The organism is Dyella silvatica (assembly GCF_026283955.1).
In the GTDB taxonomy this organism is placed as follows: Bacteria; Pseudomonadota; Gammaproteobacteria; order Xanthomonadales; family Rhodanobacteraceae; genus Dyella_C; species Dyella_C silvatica.
The window spans coordinates 50673-68337 of the sequence record NZ_JAPDPE010000001.1; the positions used below are offsets into that span (position 1 = coordinate 50673).

A 17665-nucleotide genomic window follows, 5' to 3' on the forward strand; every position below is an offset into this window, starting at 1 on the left:
CGGCGGGCGGCGCGCCTGCGGCAACGGCATCGGTTTCAACGTCGAATGACGTGAAGCGGATGCCTGCACGCGATGATGCTTGTGCCTCAGCCGAACGTGATCACCGCCTTGCCCGGTCCGTGTCCGGTCTTGTTGCGCTCGATCACTGCGGCCGTCTGGTCGAAGCTCGCGGTTTCGGAAATCTCCACCGATAGCTCGCCACGGGCCAGCAGGTTGGCGATCTCGGCGAGCCTGGCGGGGTCTGGCCGCATCTGAAACCAGATGCCGCGCTTGCCAGCGGTCGCGGTGGTGGTGACTTCCGGCGTGGCGGTGCTGACGATGCGGCCGTTGTCGCCAAGCACCTGCCAGGAGTGTGCCAAGGTGGCGCCACCGACCAGGTCGAGTACCAGATCGACATCGTGCGCGATTTCCCAGAAAGCGCTGCTGCGATAGTCGATGACTTCGTTGGCGCCCAGTGCGCGCAGATAACCTGCGTTGACACCTTGCGCGGTGCACAGCACGTGGGCGCCGATACGTCGTGCGAACTGCACCGCAAAACTGCCGACACCGCCGGCAGCGCCGTGAATCAGTACGGTTTGCCCACGCTTCAAGGCCCCGGCCTCGAACAACGCCTGCCATGCGGTGAGCGATGCGACCGAGATGGCCGCCGCACGTACGTCATCCAGATCCTTAGGGGTGAGTGTGAGGTTGCTGGCGGCGATAGCTACATGGTCGGTAAAGGCACCCAGCCCCGCCAGCGGTCCCACCACGCGTTCGCCGATGGCAAAGCCGCTGACGCCCGCGCCGATCTCGACGATTTCGCCGGCCAGCTCGATACCCAGGGTGGCAGGCAGCGTCAGCGGGAAGACCTCGCGCATCAAACCGTCGCGCACCTTCCAGTCCAGCGGATTGATGCCGGCAGCGTGCACTCGCACCACGATTTCGCCATCTGCGGCTTTCGGCAGCGGTACGTCGTCGATGTGCACGACCTCGGAACCGCCATAAGCATGTATACGAAGCGCGCGGTTCATACGTAAGCCTCCATCGCGGGGTAGTCGATATAGCCGTGGGCACCGGGGGCATAAAACGTGTCTCTGTCGGCGGTGTTGAGCGGGGCCTCGGTACGAAAGCGTTGCAGCAGATCCGGGTTGGCCAGATACAGGCTGCCGAATACGGCCGCATCCGCATCACCGTGCGCGATCAAGGCCGATGCCGATGCCTGATCCAGGCCGCCGCCGTGCAGATACGTGCCCTTGAACAGCGGGCGCAGCAGCGCGCGGTAGTCGAACTCGCTCTTGTTACGAGCCACATGCAGATACGCCAGCTTGAGCGGAGCGAGCTGTTCGACCAGATAGCGGTACGTTTCCTGTGGGGTTGCGTCGCTGATGTCGTTGAAACCCATTTCCGGCGAAATCTTGATGCCGACACGATCGCTGCCGGCTTCGGCAGTCATGGCGGCGAGCACCTCCAGAATGAAGCGCGCGCGATGGGCCACCGAGCCGCCGTAGCGATCCGTGCGCTGGTTGCTGCTGGACGACAGAAACTGTTCTGGCAGATAACCCGAGGCGGCATGCAGCTCGACACCATCAAAGCCTGCATCGAGGGCGTTGCGGGTTGCGCGGCGGTAGTCCTCGACGACGTCGCCAACCTCTGCGGTGGTGAGTGCGCGCGGCATGACAAAGTCCTGCGGCCCGGTGGCGGTAAAGGTCTTGCCGGCCGGTTGCACGGCGGAGGGGGCGATCGGCACCGCGCCATCCGGCTGCATGCTGGGGTGGGAAATTCTCCCCGTGTGCATCAGTTGCAGAAAGATGCGCCCGCCTTCGGCATGCACGGCGTCGGTGACGGCTCGCCAGGCCTCGATCTGTGCCGCGGAATGAATGCCCGGCGTGCGCACATAACCTTTGCCGGTCGGCGAGGGGTAGGTGCCCTCGCTGATGATCAAGCCGGCGCCGGCGCGCTGGCGGTAATAAGTCACCGCCAACTCAGAGGGCACGCCGGTGCGGTCATCGGCGCGTGAGCGCGTCATCGGCGCCATCACGGCGCGATTGTGCAGGGTGTAGCGGCCAAGTTGGGTGGGGGTAAAGAGCGTGTCCACGTGGAATTCCTTGCTTGGGAGAACGTGGCGGCATTCTGGTCTGCTCCATCAGGGGGATAAATAGGTATATTTGAAAACACTGATCCACTGGTGGAGCAATGCTCATGGAGCTGCTTAGCTATATGCGGCTATTCGTCGAGGTGGCGCGAAGCAAGAGTTTTCGCCGCGCGGCCGATGCGCTGGATATGCCTAACTCGACTGTGTCCCGACATATTGCGGAACTGGAGAAGCTGATCGGCTTACGCTTGCTGCATCGGTCCACTCGCAAGGTGGAGCTCACCGAGGCGGGCGAGGTGTATTTCAAGCGCTGCCAGAGCATCGTCGAAGAGGCACGTATCGCGCACGAATCATTGCTTGAGGTGGTCGAGCGACCCAGCGGTATCCTGCGCGTATCGATGCCGGTCGATTTCGCGACCGGCTATCTCGCACCGATCCTGCGCGATTTCGCCCAGGCGTATCCGTTGATCGATTTCGAATTCGACTTGACGGCGCGGCGTGTCGATCTGCAAAGCGAGCCGTACGACCTGGCCATCCGCATCGGGCCGCCACCGAGCGCGCCATCGACGCTGGTGGCCCGACAAGTCGCCTTGTTGCCGCGTTATCTCTACGCCGCGCCCAGTTATTTGAAACAGGCGCCGCCACTTAAGCACCCCACTGACCTGGCGCATCACGTCGTCTGCATCGGTCAAGCGGCAACGCGACCGCAAGGCGTGCTGAGAACCTTTTATCGCGGCGATGAACAAGTCGATGTCATGATCGCGTCGCGCTACGCCATGAACAGTGTCGGCCTGAGCCGCTCACTGGCGTTGCTTGGTGTCGGCATCGCCGGGCTGGATACCGAGCTCACCCGCGACGATGTCGCCCTGGGTCGATTGCGCCGCGTGCTGCCCGATTGGAATCTCGCACCGGTGCAAGTACATGCCATCACCGAAACCCGCCTGCTGCCGGCGAGAACCCGCTTGTTTATCGATTTTCTCAAGACGCAATTGCAAGAGCGGTCCGTGGCTTCCTAGGGCCTGTTCACGCTATTCGCGTAGCCCGCGCCGAGATCTGTTTGCGCGCAGGGCCAGACAGCTGCTTGGGATGCTCTGATCTATGAGGCGCAGGCATCGTAGCTGCGGTGTTCTTTGCAGATCGCGCTCGACGCAATGCGCATCAAGATCGTCAGCCGCCATTGAAAGTCCCGCGCCTACCGACTTAAGACTGTCATTGAACTGCTTGAATCTGCGCAGTGCGGCGATGGGTTTGGGATGCCGCCCTTCGACCTGCGGGCCGGGCTCGTCGCTCGGCGCCATGGTGGTTTTCTTGCCTCGGAGACGTTATGAAGCGCCCCAAGCAGACCAGCAAGCGCAGCAAGCACAGCAGTCCAACGGCATCATCCACAGGCGGTACGGGGGCTGCTTCCAGACCTCCCGCGCGGGCGCTTGAACAGCCGGTATTCGCGCAGCCGCTACCGACACCGGATCCGACCACCTTTGTGGTCAATCATCCGTCGGATGGGCCGGCGTATACGGTGATCGATCAGCTCAACAAGAAACACAAGTTGCAGCCGTTGCCTTTTCCGTTGCCGCGCGGTGGCGTCGAGCCACAACTGACGCTAGCGCAGGTGATGGGTGGCAATACCGCGGCGATCAAGCGGATTACCCAGGGTGGCCAGCTGGTGTTTCATGCCACCGGCGATTGCGGCAGTACGCGCGGGCCCGCCTCGCAGAACCAAGTGGCCGACAAGATGACCAGCGACTTTCACGAGAGCGATCCGCGTGAGGTGCCGCAATTCAATCTGTTGCTGGGCGATATCGTTTATAGCTTTGGCGAAGCGGTCTACTACTACGATCAGTTTTACGATCCGTATCGCGACTACCCCGCGCCGATTCTCGCCGCTGCGGGTAACCATGACGGCATGGTGTCGCCGTTGGCGCACGCCAGCTCGCTCGATGCCTATCTGCGCAACTTTTGCGCCGACAGCTTCGTCGTGACGCCGGAGGCGGGTGGCCTCTCGCGTACCGCGCAAATCCAGCCGGGCGTGTTCTTCACCCTTGAGGCGCCGTTCGTGCGCATCGTGGTGCTTTACAGCAACACTCTGGAAGACCCGGGCGTGATTGCCGACCCGGTCATCGGCAACGCGCAGCTGGCCTTCGTCAAGGCGGCGTTGCAGCGGGTCAAGACGGACAAGTTCAAGGGCGCATTGCTGTTCGGCCACATGCGTTTTTGTCCGGCCACGCGCACAACTACCAGCGGTTCACCCGCACGCGCCAGTCCGACGGCACCCAGATTCCCTATATGGTCTGCGGCAACGGCGGCCATGGCTTGCAGAAACTGAGTGCGCCGGGCGCCGCGGTGTTGCGTGCGCCCCAGGTGATCCAGAAGGCCTCGGCCAGCACCGACCAGGTGGTGCTGGAAAATTACGACGACACCAACTACGGCTATCTGCGCTTGATTGTCGATGCCAATCAGTTGCGCATCGAATACCACCCTGCATCCGACGGGGCACAGACCAAGACGCCAGACGATTTCGTCACCGTCGATCTGGCGACCCGCAAGCTGGTGCATTACACCGCCAACGACCTGGGTATGCCTGCGCAGGCGCGGAAAATTCGCCAGCTTCGGCGTGGGCGCTAGCGCAAAAAGCCGCCTCCGGCAGTGCAAGCTCATGCGCCGAGTCGTAACCTGAGTGTCAAAGAAAAGACATGTGAAAATTTCATGATGCTGGGACATCCGTACGTACTTACGCCGGATTCTCAAGGATTCAGGAGTTTCACGTGATACAGAAAACCATGCTTGCTGCCGCGATGGCCGTGGCTTTCGCCACCACGAGCTATGCGGCTGCGGCCACTGACGTCGATGCGCCGGTTGCCGCCGATACCGCGCCGGTCAAGACCGACAGCGCAAAAAATCTCGAAACCGTGTCGGTGATCGGCCAGGGCGAAACGCGGCAGGTGCAGCGTATTACGGTGAAAGATGTTGCGGTGTTGCCGCCGGGCGCCAGCATCCAGAAAGTGCTTAATCGCATGCCGGGCGTCAACGTGCAGTCCAACGATGCCTTCGGCGCGAACGAAGAGTCGCAGACGATCAGCTTGCGCGGCTTCAATGGCCAGCGCCTGGGTTACACGCTGGACGGCCTGCCGCTGGGCGACAACGCCTACGGCAACTACAACGGCCTCAATATCAGCCGCGCCTTGATCGCCGAAAACTTCGGCGGCGCCGAGCTGGCGGAAGGCATCGGCAGCCTCGGTACGGCGTCGACCAGCAATCTGGGCGGTGCCATCCAGTACTACTCGGATGATCCGTCGACCACGTTCGGCGGCCGTTTCGGCCAGACCTTCGGCTCCGATCAGAACCGCCGCACCTATCTGCGCCTGGACACTGGCGACTATCACGGCTTCTCGATGTACGTGTCGGCGATCCGCGCCACCGCGGACATGTGGGCACAGCCGAACTCGCCGACCTCGACCAAGCAGTTCAATACCAAAGCGGTGTATCAGTTCGACGGTGGCCGCATCACCGCGTTCGCCGATAACTCGCGCACCTCGCAAGCGGATTACGCCTATCTGTCCAAGAGCGGCATGGCGCGCGGCCTGGGTTGGGACTGGAATCTGTACGCACCCGATTGGCGGCGTGCCCTGGCGGCGGCGTATTGCGCGCCGTCGTACAACATCAAGGGCAAGCAGGACGGCCGTTGCGGCTACTCCGGTGGCGTCGACAACATCGACGACGCTTACTACCAGAGCCGCGCGTTGCGCAGCGATGACTTGTACTACCTCGCTGGCGATTTCTTTCCCAGCGACGGCGTCACCATCCACGCGCAGGTCTATCACCACGAGAATGCCGGTCAGGGTCACTGGTGGTCGCCGGGGCAGAAGTCGTACCCGGGCACCTCGCAGGAGCTGCCGATTTCGATTCGCAGCACCAATTACAAGATCAACCGCAACGGCGCCATCGCGTCGCTGGCCTGGGAAATCGGCGGCCATCATCTGGAAGGCGGTCTCTGGTACGAGCAGAACCACCACAACGTCGAGCGCAATTTTTACTGGATCAGCAGCCCGATCAACGACGACACCTACCTGAGCGATCCCAATCGTCGCCTGTTTAGCCAGGCCTACACCATCACCACGCGCCAGGTGTATTTGCAGGACAGCTTCAAGCTGTTCGACGACAAGCTCAGCGTGGACGTGGGCGTGAAAAGCCCGCACACCACGATGACCGCGCGCAACGCGGGCAACATCATGGCCGAGGCGCCGGTCGCCAACGGTACCTTGAAGGCCAGCAAGTCGCTGCTGCCGCAGGTCGGCCTGGGCTACAAGATCGACGACCAGCAGGAGCTGTTCCTCTCTTACGCCAAGAACATCGCGGCGTTCCAGGGCGGTGGTGCCAGCGGTCCGTTGCTGGTGACCCAGGCGGCGTACGACGCGACCAAGGGCAACCTCAAGCCGGAGCAGTCGCGCACCATCGAGGGCGGCTACCGTTACGTGCAGCGCGAGTTTGAAGCGTCGGTGGCGCTGTACGACGTGAAGTTCGACAACCGTCTGCTGTCGCTCAACCCATGCCCGAGCATTCAGCAGGGCACCACGGCGGCATGTACCACGCGCTTCTACAACGTGGGTTCGGTAAGCAGCCACGGCGCCGAGTTCAGCTTTATCTGGAAGCCGTTCGAGCATTTCGAGTGGTACAACTCGGCCTCGTTCAACCGCTCCACCTACGACAACAACTTCACCCAGAACGGTGTGGTGATCCCGACCCAGGGCAAGGTGACGGTGGATACGCCACGGCGCATGTTCGCCAGCGAGATCAACTGGGTATCGGGCCCGTGGAACGTCAGCCTGCGCGGCAAGTACACCGGTGGCCGTTACTACACCTATACCAATGACCAGGGCTTTGGCGGCTACACCTCGTTCGACTTTGGCGTTGGTTACGACTTCGGTGCGGTCAGCTTTGCCAAGGACGTGCGTCTGTCGTTGAACATCACCAATCTGACCGACAAGCGTTACGCGTCCAACCTCAGTGCGTTCTCCAATACCGATCCGAACGGCCGTCAGTTGGCGTTCCATGCCAGCGCGCCGCGGCAGAGCTTTCTCACCCTGGACGTGAAATTCTGATGGGGTGAGTGGCGGGGCGTGGCGAGAGCCTGACCCCTCCCCAACCCTCCCCTACACGCAGGGGAGGGGGTTGCAATAAGGCTACCGAATGTTCGGCGAGGTAAGCTTTTGCCCCTCCCCCTGTTTACAGGGGGAGGCTGGGAGGGGGTGAAGTCTTGCGATAAAACAGCCTTCTTCCGCACTCCTTATACAAGCGGCGCAAGGAGTGATCTGAGCCATCTCCATCACTACGGAATGATGCAATGAAACCTTTATGCTGGCTGGCACCTCTTCTCGCGATTGGAACGCTGGCCATGGCTGCTCCCGTATCTGCTGCCGATCAAACCCACAGCATCAAGCCCATCGCCAGCAAGGTGCTGGTCATCGGCCATCGCGGCGCCAGTGCGCTGCGGCCTGAGCACACGCTGGCCTCGTATGGCCGGGCGATTGCCGATGGCGCGGATTTTGTCGAGCCCGATCTGGTGATGACCAAGGACGGCGTGCCGGTGGCCCGGCATGAAAACGAAATCAGCGGCACCACCGATGTCGCCAGCCATCAAGAGTTCGCCGATCGCAAGGCGACCAAGACCATTGACGGTCAGCAAGTCACCGGCTGGTTCACTGAAGATTTCACCTTGGCCGAGCTGAAGACGCTGCGCGCGCGCGAGCGCCTGCCGCAGTTCCGCAGCACCCAGTACGACGGCGAGTTTCAGATCCCCACGCTGGAAGACATCATCGAGTTCGTCGCCACCGAGTCCGCCACGCAAGGGCGGGTGGTCGGCATCATTCCCGAGATCAAGCACGGTACTTACTTCCAGAAAATCGGCTTGCCGATGGAAGATCGCGTGCTGGCGATTCTCGCGGCGCATTCGTATACCCGCACCGCGCCGGTAGAAATTCAATCGTTCGAGGTCGCCAACCTGCGTTATCTACGCGGCAAGCTCGGCAAGGAGCACAAGAATATTCGCTTGCTGCAGCTTTACGGCGACGTCAAAGAGCAGCCTTACGACGTCACCGCCAGCGGCGGCAAGCTGAGCTTCGGCGAGATGATGAAGCCGGCAGGGTTGCGCGAGGTGGCGACTTACGCCGACGCGATCGGCCCGAACATCCGCTCGATCATCCCGCTGGCCGCCGACGGCACGCTGGGCAAGCCGACTGCCTTGGTGCGCGATGCGCATGCGGCGAAGCTGGAGCTGCATCCGTACACCTTCCGTCCGGAGAATTATTTCCAGGCGAAGAATTTCCAGCAGGGCAGCGATCCGAAAACCTTTAACGAAGCCGGCTCCATCGCCGAGATCCGCGCCTACCTGGATGCTGGTATCGATGCGTTCTTTACCGATGATCCGGCGATTGGGCGCAAGGCGCTCGATCAGCGCTAAGCCATCACCCGCAGCGATCACTGCGTTGACCACTTTGGGGGGAGGGGCGTCGGCTGCGGCTGACGCTCCTCCGCCAATCATCTACCGCCTGAGTAAACCTATGCGCCACTCGATGTATCGTCTCGCCGCCGCTGTATTGGCACTGGCCAGCGCGGCCTCCGCCAGCGCGACCTCGGTGCTGCTTATCTCTATCGATGGCCTGCGTCCGGCTGACGTGCTGGAAGCCAAGAAGCATGGCCTGGCATTGCCGAACCTGGAGCGTTTCCTCAGCCAGGGCGCGTATGCCAGCAAGGTGCGCGGGGTTCTGCCCACGCTGACCTATCCCAGCCACACCACCTTGATCACCGGTGTCGCGCCGGGGGCGCACGGTATTGGCGGCAATCTCACCTTTGACCCGACCAACAAGAATCAACAAGGCTGGTATTGGTATAGCAGCGATATCCGCGTGCCGACCCTGTGGGACGCGGCGCACGCCGCCGGCCTGAGCACGGCCAATGTGCATTGGCCGGTGAGCGTCGGCGCGACGGTGGATTGGAACCTGCCGCAGATCTGGCGCACCGGCCTGGCTGATGACCGCAAGCTGGTAGCGGCGTTGGCGACCCCGGGCCTGTTGCCTGAGCTGGAAAAAGATCTCGGCGCCTATGCCGATGGCATCGACGAAAGCCTGGCGGGCGACGAGACCCGCGCGCGTTTTGCGGTGAAGCTGTTGGAGATGCACAAGCCGCAATTCATGACGGCCTATCTCACCGCGCTCGATCACGAGCAGCATGCGAGTGGCCCGGATACCCCGGCCTCGCGCGCGGTGCTGGAAAAGATCGACGGCTTGATCGGCAACCTGGTCGCCGCCGCCCAGCGCGTGCATCCCGATGGTGTGGTCGCGGTGGTTTCCGACCATGGCTTTTTGCCGGTGCAGCAAGATGTGAATCTGTATATGCCTTTCATCAAGGCCGGCCTGATTACGTTGAAAGAAGATGGCACCGTCACCGATTGGCAGGCGATGCCGTGGAACGACGGCGGCAGCGCCGCCATCGTGCTGCGTGAGCCGGACAACGCCGAGCTAAAGGCCAAGGTGCAGGCCTTGCTTACGCAACTGCAGGGCGACCAGGCGTACGGTATCGACCGCGTGCTCGATCACCCCCAACTGACCGCGCAAGGCGGCATCGCGCAGGCGAGCTGGTTTGTGTTGTTCAAGACCGGCTACGAGATGGCGATCAAGCCGGATGCGCCGCTACCGTCGCCCAGCCATTACCGCGGCATGCATGGTTACGACCCGGCGCTGCCGGCGATGCGTTCTACGTTCCTGCTCGAAGGCAAGGGCATCCCGGCCGGCAAAAACCTGGGTGAGATCGACATGCCGCTTGCATCCGGCGCGTTCGCTGCAGAAAGGGCAGATCCGCCGCTCATGGTCATACCGATAGCTGGAGTCGTCCGCGGCCAGGAAACCTGCGCGGCGGCGATTTCAGCCGACCTGCCGATGCGGCCGATCGCGGCGAGCGCCGCAAGGTGCTCGTGCATGGCAGTTGCTATCCGTGGTCCTTAAAGCTTGTGCAACATCGCCGCACACCGCACGTTTTTGCCAAGCTGCGCGTAAATGTGAAAAGTTTGTTTACGGTTGACACACACATGTAAAGCAACTTTCACAAAGCGCCTCCATCCTTGTCCGCATGGCCTGAGAGCTTGTTCTTCGAACAGCTTCTAGTTGGGGGCGGCCACCATTTTCTTTCACTACTGATGTCGTGGCTTGCCGCGAGTGCGGTCGGCTGCGCGAAGGATATGCATGTCTTTTCGCAGTGTTTCTATTCGTAAAACCGGCCTCGCGCTGGCGTTGCTCGCCGCGCTCAACGGCGTGGCGTTGGCTGAGGATAATGTTCCGGGCACCGCCGCGGCTCCGACTGCCGCCGATTCGACGATTGATAAAGCCAAGACGCTGGATTCGGTCTCGGTGATCGGCCAGGGCGAATCGCGCCAGGTTCAGCGCATCAGCGCCGACGACGTGAAAATCCTGCCGCCGGGCAGCAGCCCGTTGAAGGTGTTGCAGGGCAAGCCGGGCGTGCATTTTGAATCGTCCGATCCGTTCGGCAGCTACGAGTGGTCCACCCGTATCAGCCTGCGTGGCTTTAATCAGAATCGCCTCGGCTTCACGCTGGACGGTATCCCGCTGGGCGACATGAGCTACGGCAACAACAACGGCCTGCACATCAGCCGCGCCTTGATCTCCGAGAATCTCGGCAGCATCGAATTGGCCGAAGGCATTGGCGCGCTGGGTACCGCTTCCACCAGCAACCTGGGTGGCGCGGTGCAGTTCTTCTCCTCCGACCCGACGCCGAAATACGGCGTGACCTTTGCCCAGGGCCTTGGCAGCGATAGCGCCAAGCGCACTTTTGTACGCGTCGATACCGGCGACTACAACGGCTTTGCGATGTATGTGTCCGGTGCCTACTCCGACGTCGACAAGTGGAAGGGTGCGGGCTCGCAAGAGCAGATGCAGTTCAACACCAAGGCGGTATACGACTTCGGCGACAGCCGCATCGGCGCGATGGTGACCTCGTCCGACCGCGACGAGACCGATTACCAGGATCTGTCCAAAGACATGGTGCACCGGTTGGGCTGGAACTGGGACAACTACGCGCCCGATTGGCAGCGCTCGGTCAATGCCGCCAAGGGCATTTACACCGGCGGCGTGACCAATCCGGACGACGCCTACTACGCCGGCCGCGGCTTGCGCAAAGACACGCTGGCCAGTGTGTTCGGTGACTTCGCCCTGGCCGATGGCCTGCGCTTGAAGGCCACCGGCTATTACCACAACGATCGCGGCCAGGGTCACTGGTTCACGCCGTATCAGGCGTCATACCCGGGCACCCCGCAGGAAGTGCCGATCTCGTTGCGCACCACCGAATACGGTATCGATCGCGCCGGTGTCACCGCGGCCTTGAACTGGGATATCGGCGCACATCACCTGGAAGCTGGCCTCTGGTACGAGGATAGCAACCACAACGTGCAGCGTAATTACTATTTCATCAATGGCCCGATCGATGACCGCCAGTTCATGACGAACCCGGACATCCGTCTGTTCCACCAGCATTACGAAACCACCACGCAGCAGTTCTACCTGCAAGACAATATGCATTTCATGGACGATCGCTTGTCGATCGACGTGGGCTTCAAGTCGCCGGACACCAAGGTCAAGGCGAACACGCTGCCGGGCACGGTGACCTATGGCACGGCCAAGAGCTACGCCAACGGTGATTTGACCGCGAAGAAGACCTTCCTGCCGCAGGTCGGTGCCAGCTACAAGCTGGGCGACGGCTACGAAGTGTTTGCTTCGTATGCGAAAAACATCGCCGCGTTCCAGGCCGGTATCTCCGGCCCGCTGGCTACCACCCAGGTGGCGTTCGATACATTCGGCAAGCAGCTCAAGCCGGAACAGTCGCGCACCATCGAAGGCGGCCTGCGTAGCGTGACGGATTTCTACGAAGCGTCGCTGGCCTTGTATGACGTGAAGTTCGACAACCGCCTGCTGACGATTTCGCAGTGCGCCGGTATTGTCGGTTGCGCCAGCGCCTACGCCAACGTGGGTTCGGTGACCAGCCGCGGTGCCGAGCTGGCGGTCAACTTCAAACTGACCCAGCAGCTGCGCTGGAACAACTCGATCTCGTACAACCGCGCTCGCTATGACGACGACTATGTCAACGGTGGCGTGGTGGTGCCGACCAAGGGCAAGACCGTGGTCGACAGCCCGAAGCAGTTGTTCTTCTCCGAACTGGCCTGGGTCTCGGGTCCGTGGGATATGCGCATCTCGGCCAACTACACCGGCAAGCGCTATTACACCTATACCAACGACGCCTCGGTGCCTTCGTTCTGGATGTTCAACGCCGCCGTCGCGTATGACGTCGGCCGGATCGGCCTGATGCAGGACCTGAAGTTGGCGCTCAACGTGACCAACCTGGCAAACAAGCAGTACTACGGTTCGATCGGTACCAACGGCTTTATCGCCAACGACCTGCAGGGCCAGTTCGCCACCTTGCAGAACGGTGCGCCACGCGCGGCGATGTTGACGGCGACGTTCCGGTTTTAAACGCTGGGGGTGAGGCGTTTACCCTCCCCTGCGAGCAGGGGAGGGTGTTGTAACGAGGGATGTCGTAAAGCGGGGGGCATGGTGGAGCGAGCTGTGCCTCTTCCCTCTGCCAGCAGGGGCAGGCTGGGAGGGGGCAAGCGCCTGCCGCAGCGCTACTATGCTCGGCAGCCCCGCTCTTACAGGCATGCCGCATGGCGCGATCAGCGCAAGACACCGCTTCGATAACACAACGCCCATGGTTGGCGGCCGCAACGCTGGTCGCCGCGGCCGCAGCGATTCTGGGCGCGCTGCTGACCCGCTCGGTGGGAGACAGCTGGCAGTGGCTGCACTGGGTGGGCAAGCCGCTGACGACGGCGTTGATCTTCGTGTTGGCGTGGCGCACGGTGTTGCCGGTCTCGTTGCGTTACCGGCGTTTCATACTGGCCGGCATCGGTTTCTCGCTGCTGGGCGACGTGTTTCTGATGTTGCCGCAGGATCTGTTTATCGCTGGCCTGCTCAGTTTTTTGTTGGCGCATGGCTGTTTTATCGCGGCTTTCGCCAGTGATCTGCCCTTTACCACCGGGCCATGGCAAGGGCTGCTATGCCTGGCATATGGCGCCTTGGCTTTATGGATCTTGTGGCCCTCGCTGACCACGCCGCTGCGCGGGCCGGTCATCGTTTATATGGCGGTGCTGCTGACCATGCTGGTACAGGCGCTGGCGCGTGCGATGCGCTTGCGCGAGCGGGGCGACCCATTGGCGCTTCCCGCGAGGCTTGCGCTAGTCGGGGCGGTGCTATTCGTTATCAGCGACAGCGCGTTGGCCTGGGACCGTTTTCGCGCGCCGTTGCCATGGGCAAGCTTATGGGTGCTGGTGACTTACTGGGCCGCGTTATGGATGATTGCCCGCTCGGTAGCCCGGCAAGACCGACTCAAGTCGGCAGGTAGCGTCGCATGAATACACAAGAACTCATCATTACCTGGGCCACGCCGGTGTTCTTCGTGTTGATCGCGATCGAACTGCTGGTGGCGAAACTGCGTGGGCGCAGCGCATATCACAGCAGCGATGCCATCAATAGCATCGGCCTGGGAGTGATTTCGCAGATTGTCGGGGTGTTCGCCAAGGTGCTTACGCTGGGCGTGTACGCCTGGTGTGTGCAGCATCTGGCGCTGTTTACGCTATCGGCCAGCAGCATCTGGGTATGGGGGAGCGCCTTGCTGTTGTACGACTTTCTTTACTACTGGCTGCACCGTTGCGGGCACGAGGTAAACATTCTGTGGGCCGCGCACGTGGTGCATCACCAGAGCGAGGACTACAACCTCTCCACCGCCTTGCGCCAGACCGGCAGCGGCCCCTTGCTGAGTTGGCTGTTTTATCTGCCGATGGCCTTGCTCGGCTATCCCTTGCAAGTGTTCGTAGTCGTGGCGCTGATCGATTTGCTGTATCAGTTCTGGGTGCATACCGAAATGATCGGGCGGCTGGGCTGGTTCGACCGGGTGTTCTGTTCGCCGTCCAATCACCGTGCCCATCATGCGGTGAATGATCGCTATCTGGACCGCAACTACGGCGGCATCCTGATTTTGTGGGACCGTTTGTTCGGCAGCTTTGTCGAAGAGGACGACAACGACCCGCCGATCTACGGCACGCGTGCGCCACTGCGCAGCTGGAACCCGCTGTGGGCGAATGCCGAGGTGTACTGGGCTAGCTGGAAAGACTGCTGGCATGCGCGGCGTTGGCGCGACAAGTTGCTGGTCTGGCTGAAGCCGCCGGGCTGGCGTCCGGCCGATGTCGCCGAGCGCTATCCCAAGCCGGCGTTCGATATTCGCCGTGAGCGTTTCGACCCGCCGTTGCCACGGGCACTGGTGATCTATGGCCTGCTGCAATTTGCCTTTTTGCTGGCGATGGCAACGCAGTTTTTGCAACTGGCCGGCAGTGCGGATAGCTCGACGTTGCTGGCCTATGCGGTCTATCTGGTGCTGAGCCTGTGTGTGTTGGGTGCGCTATTGGAAGGGCGCCGGCTGGGGTTCTGGCTGGAAGCGGTGCGGGTGTCGGCGACGGCCATCGTTCCGCTGCTGACAGGCCGTTGGTTCGGCGTCGCCCATGTGGCGACGGCCATCGGCGTCGGCCTGTTTGCGGTGTTCGCTTTGAGTGCCGCGGCGCTGCCCTGGCTGGGGCGAACGCAGCGCGGCTTTGAGCGTGCCGCGCTTTAGAGCCTGCTCACGATCTCTGAGTAGCTCGCGTTGAGTTGCTATGGCCGCCAGGGGGTAGTGCGTGGCGCAGGCCAGACTGGCTGTCTGGCCAAGCTGCGCGCTGGCGCATGGTAGCCACGGCGACTCAACCCTTCGGGCCGCGTCTGTTTGCCCACACGACCGCGTCATCACTCGGTCGTGTACCGACGTACACTCCTTCGCTCTTCCTTGTCGTGCAGGCAAACCGCCGGCGGCGCGAGCCACTCAGAGATCGTGAACAGGCTCTTAGAACTTGGCGCGTAACTCCATCCCCCACCTGCGCGGTGGCGTGATGTTTTCCGCATAAGGGGTGCCGAGCAAGGCGGTGACGTTATTGATGGTGCCGACGTAGCGTTGGTTGAACAGGTTGTTGACATAGGCACCGACACCCCAGCGGCCGTTGTTGGACGTCCAATCGAGTCGCAGGTCGGTGCGCTGGCTGGCCTCGCCCAGGTCGAACGCGGCGGTCGGCACCGCGCATTTGCCTTGATAAATGGAATCGGCATTGCAGCGGGTGCGGCCGCGATAACCGTATTGCGCATCGAAGGCGAGGTTGCCGCCGATCACCCCATGCCAGGTGTAGCCGGCGCTAAGCGTGTAGGAAAGCTTCGGCTCATCCACCGGCTGGCCGGAGATATCGATGCCGCTGGCGGCGATGGCGTGGCGATACTTGGAATCGATATAAGTGCCGTTAAAGCCCAGCCGCAGGTCGTCCAGCGGATGCCATTCGGCTTCGAGTTCCAGCCCCTTGGCCGCTTGATTGGTATTGCTGACCTGATATTGCGGAATGCCTGCACCGCCGCTTTGCGGTACCAGCTGCAAGGTCTGGCGGTCGTCGTAGCGGTAGTAATACATCGACGCGTTGAGCAGCAGATGCTGGTCGGGAAACACGCTTTTTACGCCGGTCTCCAGGTTCCACACTTTCTCCGGCGCAAATTGCGAATTGACCTGCACGCCGTTGTAGCCACCTGCCTTATAGCCCTTGGCCAGCGAGGCATAAGCCATCACGTCGGGAGTGAATTTGTAATCCAGCACCAGCCGTGGGCTGACATCGCTCCAGCGATTTCGGCGCTGCACTTGTTGGCCGATGGCATCGGTAAAGATCAAGTTTTGCGACAGGCCGGCGCGTAGTCGCTGTGGCGTGGTGCCGGCCATTTGCGCGGCCAGCGCGAGGATGCCGGCTTGATCGAGCTGGTCGAGCGTGTGGTCCAGCTCCGGTGCGTAACGCATCGGCGTATACCAATCGAAGGTCTTTTGATCGCGGGTGTAGCGCAGGCCGGTGGTGAGGTTCATGCGATCGCTGAGATGCCAGATCACATCGCCATAGGCGGCATAGGATTTGAAATTGCCGTGGTTGTAGACGCTTTCGGTCCATGGATCGCCAAGCAGCCGGTAGGGCAGGCCGAACGAACGCAGCAGCGAATCGAAATAGCCAAACACGGTGCCGTCCGGCGTGCCGGTAGGCAGGCCGCTATGCAGGGCCAGCGTATCGACGGTGTCGGTGGTGGCGCGCGCCAGACTGGTTTGCCGTGCCTGCTCTTGGTAATAGCTGAGGCCGCTGACCCAGTCGAGCAGATCGTTGCTGCCGGCGAGCTTGAATTCCTGGTACCAGGTATGGCCGCTGCCGAGCACGCCAGTGTCGAGGTGGCTGACGATGTGATCGGTGCCGTCGCCGTCCTCGATGTGCGACATCTGATAGCCGGTCCAGTTGCTGGTGGAGGTGAGGCTGCCCCAGCTGAAACTGTGGTCGATGGTCAGCGTGCCGGCGTTGAGTCGCCGCGCTTCGCGGCCATCGCCGGTGTCGTTGTAGAACGGTGCGTGCAGCGGGTCGAGAAAGTTGGCCGGGTTGGCCGGGAAGGGCGGGCGCTGATAGGTGTTGTTCGATAGCGGGATCAGGCCCATGTCGATGCGCGATGGCTGCTTGAGCCGGTCGTGATCCCACGACAACAGCACGCGGGTATCGGGGGTGATATTCCAGCGCCATACCGCGCGGGCGCCCCATTCGTCGTCCTTGCCGTAGTGTTGGCCGGTAGCGGCGTCGCGCAGCCAGCCATGGCTTTGGTTGTCCAGCACGCTGAGGCGAAACGCCATGTCCTTGTTGACGGGCACGTTGAGCAGCGCGTCGGCATAGCGGCGCCCGTACTCGCCAAAGCGCACGCGTGCCTTGCCTTCCAGCTTGTCGGTGGGTTCGTTGGTGATGATCGAGATCGCGCCCGCCGCCGTGTTGCGGCCGAACAGCGTGCCCTGCGGGCCCTTCAGCACTTCGACCCGCGCCACATCGTTAAGCGCCATCAAGGCACCGCCGGCACGGGTTTGGTAAACCCCGTTGACGTAGATGCCGACGGCGGAGTCGGTGCCGATGCCGAAGTCGTTGGTCTCGATGCCACGCAGGCGATAGGTCGGCTGGGTCGGGTCGGTGGCATCGACCACCAGGCCGGGCACGAACAGATTCAGGCGGCTGAGATCGGTGGCGGCGACGGTGTCGATCTTCTGCGCGGTGAGAATGTTCAGCGCAATCGGCACCTGCTGCATTTCTTGCGTGCGGCTTTGCGCGGTGACGGTGACCTTGCCCAGTTCGGTGGGCTTGGCCGGTGTGGTCGCCGCGGCATCGATTGGTGCCGTGTCTTGTGCGGCGCCGTGGGCCAAGGCGTTGCCGCCACATGCGCTGGCGCAGGCGAGGGTCACGCAGGCGGCCAGCCTGGCTTGTTGAAACCTGCCCTTGTTCAAGCCGTTCTTATGTCGTCCACCCTGGTGTAACCCGTTCAGATGCATAGCCATCTCTGCTGCTCCTCCCTGGTCGCGCATGCGGCACCCGCATGGTGCGGCATGCATACGCGCGCGTCTTGGCGCGGTGCACAA

Annotated in this window: 13 protein-coding genes; 9 read left to right on the forward strand and 4 right to left on the reverse strand. The window is 62.1% G+C overall.

The features are described 5' to 3' along the window. Nucleotides 1-86: 86 nt before the first annotated feature. The gene (locus OUZ52_RS00205; protein WP_266156294.1) at nt 87-1010 is read right to left on the reverse strand and encodes an NADP-dependent oxidoreductase; all 924 of its coding nucleotides are present in this window, start codon (nt 1008-1010) and stop codon (nt 87-89) included. After that, the gene (locus OUZ52_RS00210; RefSeq protein WP_266156295.1) at nt 1007-2074 is read right to left on the reverse strand and encodes an alkene reductase; all 1068 of its coding nucleotides are present in this window, start codon (nt 2072-2074) and stop codon (nt 1007-1009) included. The genes OUZ52_RS00205 and OUZ52_RS00210 overlap by 4 nt, the downstream gene beginning before the upstream one ends. Before the next feature lie 104 nt (nt 2075-2178). On the opposite strand from OUZ52_RS00210, the gene OUZ52_RS00215 reads away from it, so the two are divergent. Beyond that, nucleotides 2179-3087: a LysR family transcriptional regulator gene (locus OUZ52_RS00215; protein WP_266156296.1), complete on the forward strand. Its 909-nt coding sequence runs from the start codon at nt 2179-2181 to the stop codon at nt 3085-3087. Between the two features lie 12 nt (nt 3088-3099). Here the strand turns inward: OUZ52_RS00215 and OUZ52_RS00220 are convergent, their stop codons facing one another. Further along, entirely contained in the window at nt 3100-3369 is a 270-nt protein-coding gene (locus OUZ52_RS00220; protein WP_266156297.1) for a hypothetical protein, read from the reverse strand. Between the two features lie 26 nt (nt 3370-3395). On the opposite strand from OUZ52_RS00220, the gene OUZ52_RS00225 reads away from it, so the two are divergent. The 8 genes from OUZ52_RS00225 to OUZ52_RS00260 all read left to right on the forward strand — a co-directional run bounded on the left by OUZ52_RS00225 (nt 3396) and on the right by OUZ52_RS00260 (nt 14788). Then, nucleotides 3396-4394 carry a metallophosphoesterase family protein gene (locus tag OUZ52_RS00225; protein WP_266156298.1) on the forward strand — a complete coding sequence of 333 codons (999 nt, stop codon included), beginning with the start codon at nt 3396-3398 and terminating at the stop codon, nt 4392-4394. After that, the gene (locus OUZ52_RS00230; protein ID WP_266156299.1) at nt 4382-4693 is read left to right on the forward strand and encodes a hypothetical protein; all 312 of its coding nucleotides are present in this window, start codon (nt 4382-4384) and stop codon (nt 4691-4693) included. The genes OUZ52_RS00225 and OUZ52_RS00230 overlap by 13 nt, the downstream gene beginning before the upstream one ends. Before the next feature lie 143 nt (nt 4694-4836). Continuing rightward, a complete protein-coding gene (locus OUZ52_RS00235) occupies nt 4837-7167 on the forward strand; it encodes a TonB-dependent receptor (protein ID WP_425493743.1) in 2331 nt (776 codons plus the stop codon). A 293-nt stretch (nt 7168-7460) separates the two neighbouring features. After that, nucleotides 7461-8525, forward strand: a complete 1065-nt coding sequence (locus OUZ52_RS00240) for a glycerophosphodiester phosphodiesterase (protein ID WP_266156300.1) — start codon at nt 7461-7463, stop codon at nt 8523-8525. Nucleotides 8526-8625: 100 nt separating this feature from the next. Continuing rightward, a complete protein-coding gene (locus OUZ52_RS00245) occupies nt 8626-10065 on the forward strand; it encodes an alkaline phosphatase family protein (RefSeq protein ID WP_266156301.1) in 1440 nt (479 codons plus the stop codon). Between the two features lie 237 nt (nt 10066-10302). Further along, nucleotides 10303-12600 carry a TonB-dependent receptor gene (locus tag OUZ52_RS00250; RefSeq protein ID WP_266156302.1) on the forward strand — a complete coding sequence of 766 codons (2298 nt, stop codon included), beginning with the start codon at nt 10303-10305 and terminating at the stop codon, nt 12598-12600. A 191-nt stretch (nt 12601-12791) separates the two neighbouring features. Then, nucleotides 12792-13535, forward strand: a complete 744-nt coding sequence (locus OUZ52_RS00255) for a lysoplasmalogenase (protein WP_266156303.1) — start codon at nt 12792-12794, stop codon at nt 13533-13535. Then, nucleotides 13532-14788, forward strand: coding sequence for a sterol desaturase family protein (locus OUZ52_RS00260; protein ID WP_266156304.1), 1257 nt, complete (start codon nt 13532-13534; stop codon nt 14786-14788). The genes OUZ52_RS00255 and OUZ52_RS00260 overlap by 4 nt, the downstream gene beginning before the upstream one ends. Nucleotides 14789-15052: 264 nt before the next feature. On the opposite strand, the gene OUZ52_RS00265 is transcribed toward OUZ52_RS00260, so the two are convergent. Next, the gene (locus OUZ52_RS00265) at nt 15053-17584 is read right to left on the reverse strand and encodes a TonB-dependent receptor (protein ID WP_266156305.1); all 2532 of its coding nucleotides are present in this window, start codon (nt 17582-17584) and stop codon (nt 15053-15055) included. Nucleotides 17585-17665: the final 81 nt, after the last annotated feature.